The 19,835-nt window shown below is 51.2% G+C and carries 20 protein-coding genes, 1 tRNA gene and 1 pseudogene; 9 read left to right on the forward strand and 13 right to left on the reverse strand.

Features of this window, described 5'->3' with window-relative positions:
* Nucleotide 1: 1 nt before the first annotated feature.
* The 7 genes from yeaR to CSE01S_RS10070 all read right to left on the reverse strand — a co-directional run bounded on the left by yeaR (nt 2) and on the right by CSE01S_RS10070 (nt 6,397).
* Nucleotides 2–364, reverse strand: a complete 363-nt coding sequence (yeaR, locus tag CSE01S_RS10040; RefSeq protein WP_042287615.1) for a DUF1971 domain-containing protein YeaR — start codon at nt 362–364, stop codon at nt 2–4.
* A gap of 158 nt (nt 365–522) precedes the next feature.
* Nucleotides 523–2,499: an acyltransferase family protein gene (locus tag CSE01S_RS10045; protein ID WP_042287617.1), complete on the reverse strand. Its 1,977-nt coding sequence runs from the start codon at nt 2,497–2,499 to the stop codon at nt 523–525.
* A gap of 128 nt (nt 2,500–2,627) precedes the next feature.
* Nucleotides 2,628–3,266, reverse strand: coding sequence for a leucine efflux protein LeuE (gene leuE, locus CSE01S_RS10050; protein ID WP_042287620.1), 639 nt, complete (start codon nt 3,264–3,266; stop codon nt 2,628–2,630).
* A 115-nt stretch (nt 3,267–3,381) separates the two neighbouring features.
* Complete coding sequence (locus CSE01S_RS10055) at nt 3,382–4,647, reverse strand: Y-family DNA polymerase (protein WP_042287622.1); 1,266 nt, start codon at nt 4,645–4,647, stop codon at nt 3,382–3,384.
* A gap of 2 nt (nt 4,648–4,649) precedes the next feature.
* Complete coding sequence (locus tag CSE01S_RS10060; protein ID WP_042287741.1) at nt 4,650–5,069, reverse strand: translesion error-prone DNA polymerase V autoproteolytic subunit; 420 nt, start codon at nt 5,067–5,069, stop codon at nt 4,650–4,652.
* Nucleotides 5,070–5,278: 209 nt separating this feature from the next.
* Nucleotides 5,279–5,929, reverse strand: a complete 651-nt coding sequence (gene zinT, locus CSE01S_RS10065) for a metal-binding protein ZinT (protein WP_042287624.1) — start codon at nt 5,927–5,929, stop codon at nt 5,279–5,281.
* Nucleotides 5,930–6,070: 141 nt separating this feature from the next.
* Nucleotides 6,071–6,397, reverse strand: coding sequence for a four-helix bundle copper-binding protein (locus CSE01S_RS10070; RefSeq protein ID WP_042287626.1), 327 nt, complete (start codon nt 6,395–6,397; stop codon nt 6,071–6,073).
* Nucleotides 6,398–6,627: 230 nt separating this feature from the next.
* Here CSE01S_RS10070 and uspF point away from each other — a divergent pair, with 230 nt between their 5' ends.
* A complete protein-coding gene (gene uspF / locus CSE01S_RS10075; RefSeq protein WP_042287629.1) occupies nt 6,628–7,056 on the forward strand; it encodes a universal stress protein UspF in 429 nt (142 codons plus the stop codon).
* A 29-nt stretch (nt 7,057–7,085) separates the two neighbouring features.
* Here the strand turns inward: uspF and sedR are convergent, their stop codons facing one another.
* The gene (sedR, locus tag CSE01S_RS10080) at nt 7,086–7,946 is read right to left on the reverse strand and encodes a beta-lactamase transcriptional regulator SedR (protein WP_042287631.1); all 861 of its coding nucleotides are present in this window, start codon (nt 7,944–7,946) and stop codon (nt 7,086–7,088) included.
* Between the two features lie 197 nt (nt 7,947–8,143).
* Here sedR and blaSED point away from each other — a divergent pair, with 197 nt between their 5' ends.
* Both blaSED and CSE01S_RS10090 read left to right on the forward strand, forming a co-directional pair.
* Nucleotides 8,144–9,031, forward strand: a complete 888-nt coding sequence (gene blaSED, locus CSE01S_RS10085) for an SED family class A beta-lactamase (RefSeq protein ID WP_042287632.1) — start codon at nt 8,144–8,146, stop codon at nt 9,029–9,031.
* Between the two features lie 132 nt (nt 9,032–9,163).
* Nucleotides 9,164–9,454 (forward strand): YdgH/BhsA/McbA family protein, encoded by a 291-nt coding sequence (locus CSE01S_RS10090; protein WP_042287633.1) that lies wholly within the window; start codon nt 9,164–9,166, stop codon nt 9,452–9,454.
* Between the two features lie 76 nt (nt 9,455–9,530).
* Here CSE01S_RS10090 and CSE01S_RS10095 read toward each other — a convergent pair.
* The 4 genes and pseudogenes from CSE01S_RS10095 to CSE01S_RS23375 all read right to left on the reverse strand — a co-directional run.
* Nucleotides 9,531–9,605, reverse strand: a tRNA-OTHER gene (locus CSE01S_RS10095).
* 150 nt (nt 9,606–9,755) lie between these two features.
* The gene (locus tag CSE01S_RS10100) at nt 9,756–12,119 is read right to left on the reverse strand and encodes an autotransporter outer membrane beta-barrel domain-containing protein (RefSeq protein WP_042287634.1); all 2,364 of its coding nucleotides are present in this window, start codon (nt 12,117–12,119) and stop codon (nt 9,756–9,758) included.
* A 783-nt stretch (nt 12,120–12,902) separates the two neighbouring features.
* Nucleotides 12,903–13,091: a cold shock small protein YmcF gene (gene ymcF / locus CSE01S_RS23370; RefSeq protein ID WP_042287743.1), complete on the reverse strand. Its 189-nt coding sequence runs from the start codon at nt 13,089–13,091 to the stop codon at nt 12,903–12,905.
* An 18-nt stretch (nt 13,092–13,109) separates the two neighbouring features.
* Nucleotides 13,110–13,295 (reverse strand): annotated as a pseudogene (locus CSE01S_RS23375) (cold shock domain-containing protein); the annotation flags it as partial.
* A 294-nt stretch (nt 13,296–13,589) separates the two neighbouring features.
* Here CSE01S_RS23375 and cspF point away from each other — a divergent pair.
* Nucleotides 13,590–13,802, forward strand: a complete 213-nt coding sequence (cspF, locus tag CSE01S_RS10115) for a cold shock-like protein CspF (protein WP_042287635.1) — start codon at nt 13,590–13,592, stop codon at nt 13,800–13,802.
* Nucleotides 13,803–13,953: 151 nt separating this feature from the next.
* Here cspF and icd read toward each other — a convergent pair whose 3' ends face one another.
* Nucleotides 13,954–15,204: an NADP-dependent isocitrate dehydrogenase gene (gene icd, locus CSE01S_RS10120; RefSeq protein ID WP_042287636.1), complete on the reverse strand. Its 1,251-nt coding sequence runs from the start codon at nt 15,202–15,204 to the stop codon at nt 13,954–13,956.
* A gap of 201 nt (nt 15,205–15,405) precedes the next feature.
* Here icd and rluE point away from each other — a divergent pair, with 201 nt between their 5' ends.
* From rluE to purB, 5 genes are read left to right on the forward strand one after another with little or no spacing between them, the layout of a single operon-like run.
* The gene (gene rluE / locus CSE01S_RS10125; RefSeq protein ID WP_042287637.1) at nt 15,406–16,041 is read left to right on the forward strand and encodes a 23S rRNA pseudouridine(2457) synthase RluE; all 636 of its coding nucleotides are present in this window, start codon (nt 15,406–15,408) and stop codon (nt 16,039–16,041) included.
* Nucleotides 16,042–16,044: 3 nt separating this feature from the next.
* Nucleotides 16,045–16,506: an NUDIX domain-containing protein gene (locus CSE01S_RS10130; protein WP_042287638.1), complete on the forward strand. Its 462-nt coding sequence runs from the start codon at nt 16,045–16,047 to the stop codon at nt 16,504–16,506.
* A 54-nt stretch (nt 16,507–16,560) separates the two neighbouring features.
* On the forward strand, nt 16,561–17,667 hold the full coding sequence (gene mnmA / locus CSE01S_RS10135; protein ID WP_042287639.1) for a tRNA 2-thiouridine(34) synthase MnmA: 1,107 nt from the start codon (nt 16,561–16,563) through the stop codon (nt 17,665–17,667).
* A 33-nt stretch (nt 17,668–17,700) separates the two neighbouring features.
* Nucleotides 17,701–18,342 (forward strand): high frequency lysogenization protein HflD, encoded by a 642-nt coding sequence (gene hflD / locus CSE01S_RS10140; RefSeq protein ID WP_042287747.1) that lies wholly within the window; start codon nt 17,701–17,703, stop codon nt 18,340–18,342.
* A gap of 3 nt (nt 18,343–18,345) precedes the next feature.
* Nucleotides 18,346–19,716, forward strand: a complete 1,371-nt coding sequence (gene purB / locus CSE01S_RS10145; RefSeq protein WP_042287640.1) for an adenylosuccinate lyase — start codon at nt 18,346–18,348, stop codon at nt 19,714–19,716.
* The last annotated feature ends 119 nt before the right edge of the window (nt 19,717–19,835 follow it).

The following is a 19,835-nucleotide window of genomic DNA, read 5'->3' on the forward strand; positions in this document are numbered from 1 at the left end:
ATTATTTCTTCCCGGTATGAATGACTTTTCGTTGGTTTGCGCTTTCCAGCAGAACCTCCGGCGCGACGAAAAAATCGATATTGAAATAGGTGTCATCGGTCATCACTTCGATGTTGTGCCACTTTTCAGGTGGAAAAACACCAAACTGACCGGCTTCGATGATCATCACTTTTTCCGGTTCCGGACTGTGTTCATCGGCATAGCCGAGATATTTGACCGCCCCCTGCATCACCGACAGGCGGGGATACACCCCCGGTCGGGTTCCTTTATCAAGGTGGCGTTCGAAAATTCCGGCAGGCGCGGTCTCTTTATTCCAGAACGGCGTGGAGCGCGTATGGATATGGTTTTGTGGAATCTGAAGCATGTTCTTCCCTCATCCAGTCGATAGATGCGGTTGTGTTTAACCCGCTGTTCCAGAAAGGTTACGCCTCATAACTGGCATTTTAAATACACCAAAAGGGGCACATGCTTCTTTTCCACTGTCGGGGCGACACGCCTACTTGTGCGCCTCGCCCCATGATATCATCTACCCGGCGGGATGAGCGGATTGCCGTATTGTTTCAGCCAGCTCTCTGCTAACTTTTTAGTGGCGTAATCGTTCAGATGCCCAACGTCACGGTACAACGGGATCCCGTTAATTTCTGTTTTGCAGATTCCGTCAGGGCATTGCACCCTTTTTGGATCGATAACGATCAGAGATGGAAACTTTGCCTGCAGCGTTGCGTACATTTTTTCTGTCCACACCGCCGGATTGATTTGCGGCTGCGGATTACAGGATTGATGTTCATACTCGCCCCGTGTTTTAAAATGCTCATAGAAACAAGTCAGATAATTTTCCGGCATCGGGAACATGCTTTTCACAAGAATCGGCTGCGCGCCAGCATCGATAATGGCTTGTACAGCCTGCCCGGTCGCGCGGGTCACAATATTTATGGACTCAGTTTGTGATGGGGTATCATTAATATGATCTCTCACCCTGAACGCCGCATAGTTTTCCCATACCTGAGAAATGATGACGTATTTATACTTATGGCTTCGAATAGCGTCATAATATTTTTCGACGTTTTCGTGGCAAATCTGATAATGATCGCCTTTATAAGTATATAAATCATCATGGTATACGTCCGGAATCGCCAGACACAACGAAGTCGCTTTCATATCCACAGCAACTTTTGCATTTTTTCCCATGACATCAAAAAAATTCCAGTACTGATTGGAATGCGAATCGCCCATCAGTATCGCACGTTCTGAAGACGTTTTATCCCCTACCACACACGCCATATCGGTTCCTGATACATTCGCATTCATACAGTCCTGCCGCTGTTTTAACTTTGTCTCTTTCAGAACGCTATTGATATGATGAAGCGTCTCACCAAACCGGAGATAACTAAAACCATCAAAATGCTTGCTGACAGGGATCAAAACGATAATGGCGAGCAGTGGCGCGACCAGCAAGATAATCAGCGTTTTTTTCAAAGACTGCCGGGGCTTTCTATAGGGTTTTTCAACAAAATAGTATGATCCCACCGCTAAAAGAATAGACAAACACAGGCCTGCCAGTCGGGCATAGACATGGGTAATCCCTATATAGTGCAATGTCGCGAAAATAGGCCAGTGGAAAAGATACAGTGAATACGAGATTTTACCGAGCCATACGAGAGGGGAGAATGATAAGCAATTATTGATTAGGATATTTTCCCGGGAGCCGCTAAAAATCACTATTGCTGTACTGAGACAAACCGCCAGCGTATAAACGTTGGGATAACCCAGAATGACATCCGTTCTGAAGCTGATAGTAAAAATAACAAAAATCGCAAGCAGTGAAATAATATTAAGCGCAACTATATTTACTCTCTTTGCCAATGGCAGATAAATACATACGCAGACACCAAGCATAAATTCAAAGAACCGGGAAGCGAAAAAATAATAGGTTTTCGTCGGCTGTGCAGACGTATAATGCCAAGTAATTGCGATACCCACTACCGTTATCAGCAGCGAGCCGTACTTAATCGTTCGCTCATTTGTTTTCTTACGGAAAAAATAATAAATAATCGGAAAAAAAAGATACCATTGCCACTCAATAGACAGTGACCAGGTATGAAGCAATAACATCGCGTTCGAGTCAGGCGCTGCATACGCGGTCGTTTCATCACCAAAATAGCGGTTTGAGACGATCAGTAAGGTCTGTTTTATGCTTTTAAGAAAAGGTGCGTAATCTTCAGGTAACCAGAATACCGAAGCCAGGACGAAACAAAAAGCCATCATCGCCAGCATAGCAGGCTGCAAGCGCCATAGCCTGCGTAGGTAAAAGTCGCTAAAGCTAAATTTACCCGCATCCATTCTGTCTTTGATTATCGAGGCAATGAGGAAGCCAGAAATAACGAAGAAAATATCAACCCCAATAAAACCGGATGCGAATACTGTAAACCCGGCGTGAAATAGCACCACCAGCAATACGGCAATCGCCCTGATGCCGTCAATATCTGAACGATATTTCATCCATTACCCTGCCAATAAAATATAAAGCACGGATTTTACACGAGTTTATTTAAAAGTGAACCGCTATGGCTCACTGTTTCTCTGCGCTTCCGATACAAAAAAGCCCGCTGTATAGCGGGCTAACAGATTTACGATTGCAGCGTTGCCAGTCGTGCCGCGAATCCGACGAAAATCAGGCCGATCAGTGAATTTCCCACCTTCGCCAGTTTCTTTTTTGTGCGGATGTACTGGGTGACAAACGCGCCGGAGAGGATCAGGAAAGTCAGATAGCAAAAGCTCACCACTTCCAGCGTGGCCGCCAGAATGAAAAATGACAGTCCCGCGTGCGGCGCGTTAACATCAATAAACTGCACAAAAAAGGAGACGTAGAAAAGAATCGCTTTTGGATTGGTCAGGCTCAGTACGAGCGCGCGTTTAAAAATCGCACCGAAAGGCACGGCGTCTTCAGAGGCCCCACTGCCCTTTGATTTAAGCGTGGACCAGAGGATCTTCGCGCCAAGATAAAGCAGATAAAACGCACCGAGATACCGCACGATATTAAACAGCACCGGCGTGGTTTTAATCAGCGTCGCAACGCCCGCATAGGCTAAAAACATCAGCACCGCATCGCCAATAAACACACCGCTCGCGGCAAGATAGCCGCCCTTTATCCCTCGCCCGACGCTGTTTTTTAAAACAAATATCGTATTCGGCCCCGGCACTAATACAATAAAAATCGCCCCCACCAGATAGGTCCAGTAATTCAGTACGCCATACTCTGCAAACACGTTAACCTCTTCCTGAAACAACACATACGCTTAGCTGCGAAACAATATGCTAACCAATGCACCTGATGATGGAAAGGGAAATCCCTTAAACGGAGGTTCCGCGTTGGCGGGTGTTTTATCTGACGACCAGCAGATCCGATACGCGCGTAGTGTAGCGGGGAGAGAGCATCTCCCGTTTCATTTGCCACTGCTGGGTGGTGCCTTGCCCGGCAAAATAGAGCGTTCCCCTTCCCTCTTGCGCATTAAGCTTATCCAGCACGCTCATCAACTTTTCACTGCCCGGACGGGGTGCGTTATCGTCAAACAGATTAAGCTGCGCCACGCCCTGGCTGAAAAAGTCGCCAAGCATCACACCCGCTTTTTGATAACGGTGACCGTCACGCCAGATCGCGTCCAGACAGCGGATCGCCGCGTTAATAATGTCCCGGCTGTCATGCGTTGGCGTCAACAATTCGACCGAGCCATAATTGCCGTAATATTTTTCATTTTCCGCAAACGGACTGGTTTTCACAAAGGCGGAAATATGCCGACAGTATTGATGCTCCGCGCGAAGCTTTTCCGCCGCGCGCGTGGCGTGGCTGCAAATGGCCTGACGCATCTGCTCGTAGTCACTCACCCGCTCGCCAAAAGAGCGGGAACAGATAATCTCCTGCCGGGCGGCTGAAAACTCCTCCAGCGCCAGACACGGTTCGCCGCGCAACTCGCGCACCGTTCTTTCAAGCACCACGCTGAAATTTTTCCTGATGAAGCGAATATCCGTCTCCGCCAACTGCAGTACGTTTTCGATGCCCATCGTTTCCAGCTTTTTCGCAATGCGCCGCCCAATGCCCCACACCTCGCTGACCGGCATTAACGCCATTAGCTTTCTCTGGCGATCCACGTTCGACAGATCCACCACCCCGCCTGTCTGCGGCCACTGCTTTGCCGCGTGGTTCGCCAGCTTCGCCAGCGTCTTGGTTGGGGCGATCCCGACACCAACCAGCAGATGCGTGCGCTGCAGCAGCGTGCGGCGAATCTCCATGCCGAAATCGGTCAGATCCCGGCAATGGCGTACCCCCGTCAGATCGCAAAACGCTTCATCGATACTGTATATTTCCACGCGCGGCGTCAGCTCTTCCAGCGTGGTCATTACCCGGTTAGACATATCGGCGTACAGTTCGTAGTTGCTGCTGAAGCAGACGACGCCATAGCGACGAAACAGATCTTTTTGCTTAAAGTAGGGATCGCCCATTTTCACGCCCAGCCGCTTTGCTTCTGCGCTTCGGGCGATGACGCAACCATCGTTGTTTGATAACACGGCCACTGGCTTACCTTTCAGATCCGGCCGGAAGGCGGTTTCGCAGGATGCGTAAAAGGAATTCACATCCACCAGCGCAAACATGATTACTTTGTCGCTTTGATGATGTGCGTAACCACGCCGAAAATATCCAGCGTATCCTCACTGCTCACGCGGATAGGCGACCAGGCGCTGTTCATCGGGTTTAACTGCACCGTGGGCCGCAGCTGTAGCTGCTTTACCGTAAACTCCCCTTCAACTGCCGCAATCACAATGTCACCGTGCGTCGCCTGAAGCGCGCTGTCCACCACCAGCAAATCCCCGTCGCCAATACCGCCCTCAATCATCGAGTCGCCAGCGGCGCGGACAAAATAGGTTGAACTGGGATGCTGAATAAGCAGTTCGTTAAGGTCGATCCGTTGTTCCACATAATCTTGCGCGGGAGAGGGAAATCCGCACTGAACGATATCGGCAAAAAGCGGAGTCGTTACAATCTGGCGCAAGTCAACGGGTCTGTAGAACATCATCATCACACATCCATATATTTACTGTATTTATATACAGTAGATTTAAACAAAGGCGAGATCAAGCGGCGAACAGCGCGTGTTGGCGGGCGTTAAACTGCAGCATGTTGATTTTATTTATTTACGGGGAGAAAAAAATTTTGTACGGCTCATTCGAATGATTATAAAAGCGCCAACTGAAAACCCGTCGGCATGCGACGGGTTCACAGGATTTAATGATGCAGCATTTCATCCACCACGGCCTGGGCCTTAAGCTGGTAAGGATAATAGGTTGGCCAGTTATCCATCTCTTCCAGCAGCGCCTGCTGTGAGGTATTGCCCATAAAGATATGGAAATGGCTCGACTTGCGCGGAGCGATGATATGATCGCTAAACTGCACATATTTCGGCGCGTTGCTGTTCGCCTCTTTGCACTCAAACAGATAACGGACGCCTTTCTTACCCGAGGTATAGGTGAGGATCTTGTGTCCAGCATAGTCATATTTACAGGAGGCGACCTGATCGCCGGTATGGAACTCCATCACGCCGTTTTCAATACCGATCGTTTCGACATCCGTTGCATATCCTTTGCGGTAATACGCTTTTATTTCCTCTGCTGATTTACGCTTATCTTTCTCTGCTTTCTGCGTAAACACCGGATCCAGTTCGCCGCTGACCAGATACGGGTAAACGGATTGCCACATACCGTCCCAGTCGGTCAACGCCCTGTCCCGAACGTTTTTATCGTCGAATACGCCTTCTGCCGCTTTCTGTTCCACCTCTGTCAGCGGAGCGCCATGTGAATGGTGACCGTGTGCGAAGGCATAACCGCTCGCCAGCAGCATTCCCAGAAACAGCGATAGTTTTTTAAAACGAATAACCACAATTGCACCCTCAGTTCATCCATAAAGATGCAATGTTATATTATAACAAAAGAAGATATTCAACTGTCCCGATGAAAACAACGAGGAAAAGCAGGCCGAAAATCAACGGCCACCGCGCGGGTGGCCAATGGCAGGAGGCTGTCAGGCAGCCATCTTCAGGCAGGCGTCGGCGCACGCATTGCAGGCCTGGGCGCACGCCTGACAGTGTTGGTGCTCATGTCGGGCACATTCCTCGGCGCAGGCCTTGCACAGGTCCACGCAAAGACGACACGCCTGACTGAGATAATCGCTGTCCAGGGCCATAAATTGCGCCGCCAGACGGCACATTGCGGCACACTGGGTATCCAGACGGATACACGCTCTCATCATATCGATATCTTGTTCATTCAGGCATGACGCAGCACAGTGATCGCATGCTGCCGCACACGCATAACACATATCAATACATTCACGGTGTTCTTGCTGCATAACTCACTCCTTATTTTTGTCAGAGGAGTAGATAAGTCTGCACAAAATTTCCCACCTCGCCAGGCGGTAAGGCGCATTCACTTTTTTCCGAATAGCAGAATCCTTTTCCATTTCGTGTCGGCAATCACATATTCCACGCCCCGTTGTCCAGAACTTTGATCGGGTCACTTTTTCTACAAAAACCGAATTCGGTATGATGGAGGCGGACATAAAAAACAGGAGGTAATACTATGTATCGTTCTGTTCTGGTTCCAATTGATATCTCTGAATCCGATCTGACCCGCCAACTCATCCCCCAGGTTGAGGCGCACACCAAAGCGGCAAAAGTCCACTTCCTGGCGGTGATCCCGTCAGTCCCCTTCTATGCTTCCATGGGGCTTGCCTACTCCGGTGAATTACCGGACAGGAACGGTTTACAGGCCAAAGCCTTGCAGAAGCTGGAAGAGATCGTGAAGCAATTCACTATCCCTGAAGGCAGAGTGCAAACGCACGTGGTGTATGGTCCACCTAAAGATCAAATCCTGAAGGTGGCGGAGGCGGTGAGCGCCGATCTGGTGATTATTGCCTCGCACCAGCCAGGCATCTCAACCTATCTGCTGGGCTCAACCGCTGCGGCCGTGGTTCGCCACGCGCACTGCCCGGTGTTAGTGGTACGCTGATCCCCGAACGGGAGTCCGCTGGCTCCCGTTTATTCGGCCTTTACAATCCAGTCCCGAAAGATTTCCATTGCCGGGGTCACTGGCTTCGATTTCAGGTGCGTGAGCCAGTAGCTGCCCATATCGACTTCATTAGCAAAAGGACGCACAAGCTGCCCGCTCGCCAGCTCACGGCTGAACATTTTTGCCGGAACCAGTGCCGCGCCGCCGCTCTGGATGACCGTTTCAACCATCAGGCGCGATGAGTCGAACATTGCGCCATTGATTCGCTCAGCGCTAACCCCTGCGGCCGCAAACCAGGTATCCCATTCATCTGCCCGGTAAGAGCGTAAAAGATTCTCTTGCAGGAGATCGGCGGGATGCGACAGTCGTTGCGCGGTATCGGGCGAACAAAGCACCGTCAGCGGCGCCTCGCACAGCATTTCGTTATGGGTGGCGGGCCACTGACCGCTACCAAAGCGGATGGCGAAATCCAGCCCTTCTGCGGCCAGGTTTACCACGTTGTTATTGGTGCGCAAACGCAGATCGACAAACGGATGCGCTTGCCGGAATTGTTCAATGCGCGGTAGCAGCCAGCCAACAGCGAAAGTCCCAACCGCCGCGACGGTGAGCACCTCACGGTATTCTCCTCCTTCAAACTGGCGAAAAATGGTGTCGATTTGCCCAAACGCATCGGTCAGCACCGCAAACAGCGCCTGCGCTTCATCCGTCATCTCCAGCCCTCTGGGCAGACGCTTGAACAGCACCCGGTTCAGGCGATCTTCAAGTATTCGTACCTGTTGGCTGACCGCCGCCTGCGTTACGCAAAGTTCAAGCGCGGCGCGCGTAAAGCTCAAATGACGGGCGGAAGCTTCAAAGGCGCGTAGCGCATTGAGAGGAAGATGAGAACGCATCGAAAAGACTCATAAGATTTTCTTTTGTCCAGGGTAAATTCTTCTCGCTTGTTAAGCAAGCGCTGAATGGAGATAGTGCATCACGCCGGCAACCGGGAAACATTTTATTTTTATTGATGTCTCTGGCCTGGATATTTCTGCACCAAAAACAAAAGTGTCCTTATTTACCCATTCATTGACGATTAAGAAGGTTTTGTATGCTTAAAGAACGGTTTCGCCAGACGGTATTTATCGCTGCCGCTGTTATGCCCTTCATTTTTAGTAGCACTTCACTGCATGCGCAGGCGACGTCAGACGTGCAGCAGGTTCAGAAAAAGCTGGCGGCGCTGGAAAAGCAATCTGGCGGACGCCTGGGCGTGGCGCTGATTAATACCGCGGATAATTCGCAGGTGCTGTACCGCGCAGACGAGCGTTTTGCGATGTGCAGCACCAGTAAGGTCATGACCGCCGCCGCGGTATTAAAACAGAGTGAAACCCATGACGGTATTTTGCAGCAAAAAATGACCATTAAAAAAGCCGATCTGACCAACTGGAATCCCGTAACAGAGAAATATGTGGGTAATACGATGACATTAGCTGAGCTAAGCGCAGCGACGTTACAGTACAGCGATAATACCGCCATGAATAAACTGCTGGCGCATCTTGGCGGCCCCGGCAACGTCACGGCGTTTGCACGTTCCATTGGCGACACGACGTTTCGTCTCGATCGCAAAGAGCCGGAATTAAACACCGCCATTCCCGACGATGAGCGCGACACAACATCGCCGCTGGCCATGGCCAAAAGTCTGCGTAAACTCACGCTGGGCGACGCGCTGGCAGGTCCCCAGCGCGCGCAGCTTGTCGACTGGCTGAAAGGCAACACCACCGGGGGCCAGAGCATTCGTGCCGGCCTTCCTGCACGCTGGGTGGTGGGCGATAAAACCGGGGCGGGTGATTACGGCACCACGAATGACATTGCGGTGATCTGGCCGGAAGACCGCGCCCCGCTGGTGCTGGTAACCTATTTCACACAGCCACGGCAGGATGCGAAATGGCGTAAAGATGTCCTGGCCGCGGCGGCGAAAATTGTGACGGAAGGAAAGTAATTTCTCTGAACAGAACCCTGCGCAGACACCTGACGGTGTCTGTGCGGAAAACAGCGCTTCGCTGGAAAATTGGTCTACACTAAAAAATGTGTGAATTCACTCTCACCAATCAACCTAACAAGGATGCGCGATATGAAAAAAATTGCTTTCGCTACCACACTGCTTGTCTCAGCCTTCTCTTTCAGCGCCATTGCCGCTGACCAGGTTTCAAAAGAAGAAGTTGATCATTTTAAACTGGAAAAAGTGGGGACGGTAAACGTTTCGCAGAGCGGCGGAGCCATCTCCTCACCAAGCGATCTGCGTGAAGAACTGTCGAAACTGACGGATGAAAAAGGCGCCAAATATTATCACATCGTCGCTGCCCGTCAGCATGGCCCGAATTTTGAAGCGGTCGCCGACATTTATAAAGATGCGAAAAAATAAGCCCGTCGTGAACAGTATTCACCTGCTGGTCTGACAAAAGAAAAAGGCCCGGACAAATGTCCAGGCCTTTAAAATTTGGGCCGCCATCGAGGCCTCGAACCCCGTTCCCTACAACAAAAGTCGTTCGCTCTTCCAGATGAGCTAATGGCGGTTAGCCGTTTATCATTATCTGATTGAGAATTTACTCATCAGTGATAACGGGCTGAATAATACATAACTCAAATTAACCCTGCAAGAGCTAAAGTCCTTTTGAAACGCCTTTAATTCACTGTTTGCTTATTATTTGCGCGCCGATAGCAAATCAAAAGCGCATCCGTATCCCAACAACACCCTGAATGGGTTCCTCAATATGGCGACCCTGTCGGTAATTCATTTCACCATACAGCGTGGCGGTGCGAGTTACGTCGGCAGACAGACCCAGGCCATACTTACCGGAGGTACCGTTAAGATTATTATCAAAACGATTCACATTATTGATTACCGTGCGATTCGATTTTGCTAATTCCTGTTCAACCTCAACCTGAATGTATGGCGCAATAACAGTGTCATGGCAGGAAAAATGGCCTCCCGTGCGTATACCCATCCCGGCAATAAGAGAACGCGCCGCGCCTGTCTTCGCCCTCATCCCGTTTGACAAACGAATATCCGCATCATTAATTTGCGTCCCGGTAAGGCGAAAAAATGGCTCAACGGTGATGGTATCATCCGGCTGGAAAAGTATTCCGCTTTCAGTCGCGGCGCTCAGACCATATTGATGCCATTCTCCCGTTGCATTACCGCCATTGGTCATACGCACCCTGAGGTTATTATTTAATCTATTCGCTTTAACCACGCCATCAATATAAACGCCGTTGTGATGATACCAGGTGGCGTAGCCGCCAATACCGTAACTGTCCACATGGCTTTTTCCGCCCCGGGCGTGCAGGACATGATTTTTGGTCAGCGTGATAAACGCGCCGCTGACAAGCGTTCCATCCTGATATTCCGCCATTCGGTCTCCGCCCAGTTCCAAACCGTTTTGGTGCAGCGTATATTCAGCACCGCTACTGACCGAAACGTGGCTCTTTTTACCCAGATAATGGCCCCGGACATTCCCCTCGCCCGCCTTTCGCTCACGGCCTGAGTGATTACGGTAACTGCGCAGGCCGTCCATTTCTGAACGCATAACATTCAGGCCGACGGTCGCCAGGCTCAGGACTGCATCCGTAGAGGGGGTCGTAATCAGCGAACCGCCGCCATTGCCATTGTTATTCCCATTATCTCCTTCGCTGCCGCCGTCGCCCTCGTTGCCCTCGTTATCTTCATTATCTTCATCGCCTTCGTTACCTTCATTGCCATCGGTCATCGCGCCGAGATACCAGACATTGCCGCTGTAGCCATCCTTATTCTGTTGATGATACAGCGTATAAAGATACGTACCGCCATCAATCGCGGCTGAGCGATGATAATTAGCGCTCACCAGAGAAAATTCCGCTTCACCGCGTTGATCGTGAATAAGATTCACCGTAAGGTCCCTGTCGTCGGCGATTTCATGCCCCGAGTCAAAAACCATGATAGTAAAGCTGCCAGCGCCCTGACCTATCTCGACAAAATTCGCGTTCTTTTTAGCCAGCGATGAGTTAAATAAAAAGTGACCTGAGCCGCTAAGATTATCAATGGTCAGAGCCGCATATTCGCCGTCACTGTCGAGCAGAAAACTTACGTTTCCTCCCTGGAGAGTGAGATTGCCGACATAAGCCGGGTCCAGATCCGCGGTGTCGTTATCAATGTCGGTAATGTACAGCGTACCGGCTAGCGTGATGTTATCGGCTACTGCACCGGCATCCATATAGACGCCTCCCGCCTGCCCGACATTCATAAAACCGGTCGCGCGTGCGCCATCATATAAATAAGAACGACCGCCATTGATTGTGGTGTCATTAATAATGGCATTATTCGACACCGACTGGATCCCGGCGTCAATCCTCGTTCTGTCCGCATAACCTTCGCTATAAACGATCTGATGGCCGCCGTTAATATGCGTGTCTTCGGCCTGCGAGCCGAAATAAATATACTGGCGCGACGTATCATTAAGCTGCGTTTTTTTCGCCGTGGAGGCGGAAAAGTAAACATACTGAACGCTGTTATCATTCAGTATCGTATTTTCCACGAAGCCCGGCGCCCAGGTCTGGAATTGAAGCGTCTGAACACTGTTTCCGTTGAGAGTGGTATTCACCGCCAAACCACCGGTAAGCTGCTGACGAGCCGTTCCGTTAAGGGTTGTACCTTCTGCAACCGCATTTAAGCCAGAAATATACTGCGCGCCGTGATTAATCGTGGTGTCTGTCACCCGCGCGCTGTCACTCAGGTATTGTGAAGAGCCTTCCTCTATCGTTGTGTTTTTTGCATGCGCGTTATCCTTGAGCCATTGCTGCCCGCCGTTATTGAGCTGAGTGCCGGTGATTAGCGCATTTTCATAACCATACTGGCGTCCGCCGCTCCCCTGAACAACGGTATCCACCGCTTCAGAATAAACGTTTTGCGTACCATTGCTGTTGATAATCGTCCCCCTGGCAACGGCGTTATCTCTGACATTTTCAAAACCTTTATCGTTAAGAACCGTACCGTAAGACGTGGCGTTATCCTGTAATTCTAAAACACCACTAATTTTTTGCGGAACAGACATTTCGACAACAATATTTTTTACGACAGCATCTCCATTGTATATTACTGTCTCGCCAGAAATGAGGCAGTTAATATTACAACGCTCATTCGTCGTTTCTGTTTCTACAGGAATTAATGATACCGCCCCGACAGCGGGCGACAACACCGCAAAACCGCAGGCCAGCGTAGAGGCAACAACATGATGAATAAGAGTGCTTGCGGAGGTATTTGCTGACCATCCTTGTGTGTTCATTTCATTTCTCACTTCAGGGACGCCACGGCAAAACCTGATATAATAACAGTAAACCAGACGTATCCTTTCATTAAAAGACAATTGACCTGCTGCGCATAATCACGCACGGGAGGGAATAAAAACCAATGACAGGCTTAAATCAAACGCGTCCATCTAAACACAGATAATGTAAACCAATAGTAAACCGTGACCTGCGCAACAAGGCAAAATAATACGGAAATTCCTTATTAACACAGCAACATTTCTCGAATTATGTTGCTTATACCGTATTCGCGACAATAAAAAACGAGAACCTTTTGGCTCTCGCTCTTATTAATTCCAGAAAGTAAGGTAGCGTAAAATGTGAAGACGCCGTTTACAGCGCCTGTGTCGTCGGACGGAAAATAACCTCTTTCACACCGACATCTTCCGGCTCGCTGATAACAAATGCCACCCTGCGCGCAGAGGTGTCCGGAGGGATACCGACTTGAGTACCATAATCCTGATTAGCCGCTTTTCATCACAAAAAGGAAGGGAAATAAAAATGCAAAAAGGCTCCCGGCGGAGCCTCAATTATTTTCGGTAGTCTACCGGTGTCTGACCGGAACGAATGTACTGTGTAATATTGTCAAATGTCACCATGACAGATTTGCAAAAAATGCATTTTGCGCCGAAAGGGTTTTTCTCGGTAACATCAAAAGCAGAGGTTCTGTACTGAGAACCATGACAACATGGACATCTGAAGTGGATATGAGGAGTCATAACGGTCACCTTAAAGTGCGGGCCTCTGGGGCCTTGGTCTACGCTAAATTCGACGTCCTGATCCTCATTTAACGTTTTAAAATTGTCGCTCTGTATTGCAGAAGAAGGGACAAACACATCTTTGCTGCCATCAGCCGGAGCAATAAAGCCGAAACCTTTTTCAGCGTTGAATTCTTTTACTAAGCCTGTCTTTTTAATTGACATGATCGATACCTTAATTTGGGCCTTCCGGCGTACAGGTTTTTACAGAAACGACGAAGTGAATAGTGGGAAGACTCAAAGAAGGGACAAAGAGAATATACCTGAAATGAGAACTGCTTGAGTAAACAACTTTATAGATCGTTTGTTCTTAAACCGATGATGTCATTAACGCATGGACGTATCCGTTAAGCAATGTTTATTTTAGCCATCCGGATATCCTTATAGCCAGAAAATAACTCTGGCGTTCTCTTTAAGCACGTGTATAGTGCACCCTGTAATTAGCATTAAGGAATTTGTTTGTCCCGTAAAATGACAGGAATTGTCAAAACCTTTGACTGCAAAAGCGGTAAAGGTCTAATCAGCCCCTCCGATGGCCGCAAAGATGTTCAGCTTCACATTTCCGCACTCAGCCTTCGCGATTCAGAAGTACTGACCCCTGGGTTACGCGTTGAGTTTTGTCGAATAAACGGTCTGCATGGCCCTTCAGCAGCGAATGTTTATCTTTCGTAATCTGTATTAACACCTTTCGCCCAGGAAAAACCGTGGTGCATCATTAGCCATTCGCTAACAGCCCGCAGTCAGTCTATACCTGGCAGACGTTATCGGAAAAATAAAAAACGGGAACCACTGGCTCCCGTTATGGTGTAACCCAGAATCTGAATTACATATTGGCGATGATCGCGTCACCAAACTCTGAACATTTCAGCAGCTTAGCGCCTTCCATCAGACGTTCGAAGTCATAGGTCACGGTCTTCGCGGCGATCGCCCCTTCCATGCCTTTAACAATCAGGTCTGCGGCTTCGAACCACTGCATGTGGCGCAGCATCATTTCAGCAGAAAGGATGATGGAGCCCGGGTTCACTTTATCCTGACCTGCGTACTTCGGCGCGGTGCCGTGAGTCGCTTCAAACAGCGCGCACTCGTCGCCAATGTTCGCGCCCGGGGCGATACCGATGCCGCCAACCTGCGCAGCCAGCGCATCGGAAATATAGTCGCCGTTCAGGTTCATACAGGCGATAACGTCGTATTCCGCCGGACGCAGCAGGATTTGTTGCAGGAACGCATCGGCAATGACGTCTTTAATGACAATCTCTTTGCCGGTGTTCGGGTTCTTGATTTTCACCCACGGACCGCCATCGATCAGCTCGCCGCCGAACTCATCGCGCGCCAGCTGGTAACCCCAGTCTTTAAACGCGCCTTCGGTGAACTTCATGATGTTGCCTTTATGGACCAGGGTCACGGAGTCACGATCGTTAGTGATCGCGTACTCGATTGCCGCGCGCACCAGACGTTTGGTTCCTTCTTCAGAACACGGCTTGATACCGATACCGCAGTGCTCAGGGAAGCGGATTTTTTTCACGCCCATCTCTTCGCGCAGGAATTTAATCACTTTCTCAGCGTCCGCTGAGTCCGCTTTCCATTCAATACCTGCGTAGATGTCTTCAGAGTTTTCACGGAAGATAACCATGTCGGTCAGTTCCGGGTGTTTAACCGGGCTTGGGGTGCCCTGGTAATAACGCACCGGACGCAGGCAAACGTACAGGTCAAGTTCCTGACGCAGCGCAACGTTCAGAGAGCGGATACCGCCACCAACCGGGGTAGTCAGCGGGCCTTTAATCGCCACGCGGTATTCACGAATCAGATCCAGGGTTTCAGGGGGCAGCCAGACGTCCTGACCATAAACCTGGGTGGATTTTTCACCGGTGTAAATTTCCATCCAGGAGATTTTACGCTCACCTTTATAGGCTTTCTCGACCGCGGCATCGACCACTTTGAGCATGGCAGGGGTTACATCAACACCGATACCGTCGCCTTCGATAAACGGGATAATCGGATTCTCAGGAACGTTGAGTTTGCCGTTTTGCAGGGTGATCTTCTTACCTTCCGCCGGAACAACTACTTTGCTTTCCATTCACCTCTCCTTCGAGCGCTTCTGGTTTGCTCGTCTGTCATCGCGCTGCATGTGCCATTGCGTCCTGCTGCACGAATGCGTTAGAGCAATTTTTTGTTAATGTTTTGTAATGAGCATGTCAATACTACCCTAATGTTCGCCGCCATGAAAGACGCTCGTGATTAGGCTATAATGCGGCAATTGCTATAATCTGAAAATACCATGCAGAAAACTTCTTTTAGAAATCACCGGGTTGAGCGATTCAGCTCGCGACAAGCCACTAAGCGGCGCAAAGAAAACCAGCCAAAACGCGTGGTTTTATTCAATAAACCTTACGATGTTTTGCCACAATTTACTGACGAGGCCGGACGGCGCACCTTAAAAGATTTTATCCCCGTACAGGGGATTTATGCCGCAGGCCGTCTGGACCGGGACAGCGAAGGACTGCTGGTGCTGACCAACGACGGCGCGCTACAGGCGCGCCTGACGCAGCCGGGCAAACGCACCGGCAAAATCTATTTTGTGCAGGTTGAAGGCGACCCTACGGCGCAAGCGCTGAACGCGCTGCGCGATGGCGTCACGCTGAACGATGGCCCCACCCTGCCCGCCGGCGTCGAACTTGTCGCGGAGCCTGACTGGCTGTGGCCGCGCAACCCGCCGATTCGTGAGCGGAAAACCATCCCCACCCGCTGGCTGAAGATCACCTTATATGAAGGGCGTAACCGGCAGGTGCGGCGTATGACCGCGCACGTCGGGTTTCCGACGCTGCGTCTGATTCGCTATGCCATGGGGGATTACACGCTGGATAATCTCGCTAACGGCGAATGGCGAGACGTCACCAATGCAAATAAAGGATAAAGTATGTTCAAACCACACGTCACGGTTGCCTGCATCGTCCATGCAGAAGACAAATTTTTAGTGGTCGAAGAAACGATAAACGGCAAAGCGTTGTGGAATCAGCCTGCCGGACATCTGGAAGCCGACGAAACGCTGGTGCAAGCGGCGGCGCGCGAGCTGTGGGAAGAAACCGGGATTAAGGCGCAACCTCAATACTTCATTCGTATGCATCAATGGATTGCGCCCGACAAAACGCCCTTTCTCCGCTTTCTGTTCTCTATTGAACTTGCCAATATGTGCGACACTGAACCGCATGACAGCGATATCGATTGCTGCCGCTGGGTCAGCGCAGAAGAGATTCTTCGCGCCCCGAACCTGCGTTCGCCGCTGGTGGCCGAAAGTATTCGCAGCTATCAGCGGCCAGAGCGTTATCCACTGGACATGGTCGGTGAATTTAACTGGCCGTTTACTGAGGGTGTCAACTAAAAGGGGTGCGTGATAGAATACGCCGCCTTGAAGTTCAATGTCGTGAGTATTCCAATGTCAGAAAGCCCAAAAAAAGTGATCGTCGGGATGTCCGGCGGTGTCGACTCTTCCGTTTCCGCCTGGCTGTTGCAACAACAGGGTTATCAGGTAGAAGGCCTGTTCATGAAGAACTGGGAGGAAGACGACGGTGAGGAATACTGCACCGCGGCGGCCGATCTGGCTGACGCGCAGGCCGTCTGCGATAAGCTCGGCATTGAACTGCACACCGTTAACTTTGCCGCAGAATACTGGGATAACGTCTTTGAGCTGTTCCTTGAGGAGTACAGAGCCGGACGTACGCCAAACCCGGATATTCTGTGCAATAAAGAGATCAAGTTTAAAGCGTTCCTCGAATTCGCCGCAGAAGATTTAGGCGCTGACTTTATCGCCACCGGCCACTACGTGCGCCGCGCTGATGTGGACGGCAAAAGCCGTCTGCTGCGCGGGCTCGACGGCAATAAAGACCAGAGCTACTTCCTGTATACCCTCAGCCATGAACAAATCGCGCAAAGCCTGTTCCCGGTAGGCGAACTGGCCAAGCCGCAGGTGCGTAAAATAGCCGAAGATCTGGGCCTGGTGACGGCAAAGAAAAAAGACTCCACCGGCATCTGTTTTATCGGCGAACGTAAGTTCCGCGAGTTTCTTGGCCGTTACCTGCCGGCACAGCCGGGTAAAATCGTTACCGTAGACGGCGAAGAGATTGGCCAGCACCAGGGGTTGATGTATCACACGCTGGGGCAACGTAAAGGACTCGGCATCGGCGGCACCAAAGAAGGGACCGACGATCCCTGGTACGTGGTCGATAAAGACGTTGAGAACAACGTCCTGGTTGTCGCGCAGGGCCATGAACACCCGCGCCTGATGTCCGTCGGCCTGGTGGCGCAACAGTTGCACTGGGTCGATCGCGAGCCGTTCACCGGCACAATGCGCTGCACGGTGAAAACACGCTATCGCCAGACTGACATTCCGTGCACCGTGAACGCGCTGGATGACGAACGCATCGAAGTGATCTTTGACGAACCGGTTGCCGCGGTCACGCCGGGCCAGTCGGCGGTCTTTTACCGTGGCGAAGTGTGCCTCGGCGGCGGCATTATCGAACAGCGCCTGCCGTTGCCGGTCTAATTTTTACCTCTTAAATACAAGGAAGCAGTGAACGTGGCAAAAAATTACTATGACATCACCCTCGCCCTGGCAGGTATTTGCCAGTCGGCACGCCTGGTGCAACAACTGGCGCACCAGGGACATTGTGATGCCGATGCGCTCCACGTCTCACTGAACAGCGTCATTGATATGAACCCCAGCTCAACGCTGGGGGTGTTCGGCGGTAGCGAAGCCAATCTGCGTCTCGGCCTGGAGACCCTGCTCGGCGTGCTCAACGCCAGCAGTCGCCAGGGGCTAAACGCAGAGCTAACCCGCTATACCCTGAGCCTGATGGTGCTGGAGCGCAAACTCTCCGCCGCCAAAGGCGCGCTGGATACCCTGGGCGATCGTATTAATGGCCTGCAGCGCCAGCTGGAACACTTCGATCTTCAATCGGAAACGCTGATGAGCGCCATGGCCGGCATTTATGTCGACGTCATCAGCCCGCTGGGACCGCGTATTCAGGTGACGGGTTCCCCCGCCGTACTGCAAAGCCCGCAGGTGCAGGCCAAAGTGCGCGCCTCGCTGCTGGCAGGGATTCGCGCCGCCGTGCTCTGGCATCAGGTTGGCGGAGGCCGCCTGCAGCTCATGTTTTCCCGTAATCGCCTGACCACTCAGGCAAAACAAATTCTTGCTCATTTAACCCCGGAGTTGTGATCTATGGAATTATCCTCACTGACCGCCGTTTCCCCTGTCGATGGACGCTACGGCGATAAAGTCAGCGCGCTGCGCGGGATTTTCAGCGAATACGGTTTGCTGAAATTCCGCGTACAGGTAGAAGTACGCTGGCTGCAAAAACTGGCCGCGCACGCAGCGATCAAGGAAGTTCCTGCTTTTGCTGCCGACGCAAACGGTTTCCTCGACGCTATCGTGGCAAACTTCAATGAAGAAGACGCCGCGCGCATTAAAACCATCGAGCGCACCACCAACCACGACGTCAAAGCAGTCGAGTATTTCCTGAAAGAGAAAGTGGCGGAGGTGCCTGAGCTGCACGCGGTTTCCGAATTCATTCACTTTGCCTGCACCTCAGAAGATATTAATAACCTGTCACATGCGCTGATGCTGAAAACCGCGCGCGACGAAGTGATCCTGCCGTACTGGCGCAAAATGATCGACGCGGTAAAAGATCTTTCCGTTCAGTATCGCGACATCCCCCTTCTCTCCCGTACTCACGGTCAACCGGCAACACCGTCGACCATGGGCAAAGAGATGGCAAACGTGGCCTACCGCATGGAGCGCCAGTTCCGCCAGCTGAACCAGGTAGAAATCCTGGGTAAAATCAACGGCGCGGTCGGCAACTATAACGCACACATCGCCGCGTATCCGGAGGTTGACTGGCACCAGTTCAGCGAAGAATTTGTCACCTCGCTGGGCATTCAGTGGAACCCGTACACCACCCAGATTGAGCCGCACGACTACATCGCCGAACTGTTCGACTGTATCGCCCGTTTCAACACCATTCTGATCGACTTCGATCGTGACGTCTGGGGTTACATCGCGCTGAACCACTTCAGGCAAAAAACCATTGCGGGCGAAATCGGGTCTTCCACCATGCCGCATAAAGTAAACCCGATCGACTTTGAAAATTCCGAAGGTAACCTGGGCCTGTCAAACGCGGTTCTGCAACATCTGGCCAGCAAACTGCCCGTGTCCCGCTGGCAGCGCGACCTGACGGATTCAACCGTGCTGCGTAACCTGGGCGTGGGTATTGGTTACGCGTTGATCGCCTATCAGTCCACCCTGAAAGGGGTAAGCAAACTGGAAGTGAACCGCGATCGTCTGCTGGACGAACTGGATCACAACTGGGAAGTATTGGCAGAGCCGATCCAAACCGTAATGCGTCGCTATGGCATTGAAAAACCGTATGAAAAGCTGAAAGAGCTGACCCGCGGCAAACGCGTTGACGCTGAAGGGATGAAGCAGTTTATCGACGGTCTGGCGCTGCCGGAAGACGAAAAAACGCGGCTGAAAGCGATGACCCCGGCGAATTACATTGGTCGCGCCGTGACAATGGTTGATGAGCTAAAATAAGCCACCCGCCTGTGCCGGATGATGATGCAGCAGCATCTTATCCGGCCTGCAATGACCAGACGTGTTTTCCGTGCCGGTGCGCTTCCGGCATTTCCCCTTCCCCGGTTTATTAAATGTTT

The sequence above is a fragment of the Citrobacter sedlakii NBRC 105722 genome (assembly GCF_000759835.1).
Taxonomy (GTDB): Bacteria; Pseudomonadota; Gammaproteobacteria; order Enterobacterales; family Enterobacteriaceae; genus Citrobacter_A; species Citrobacter_A sedlakii.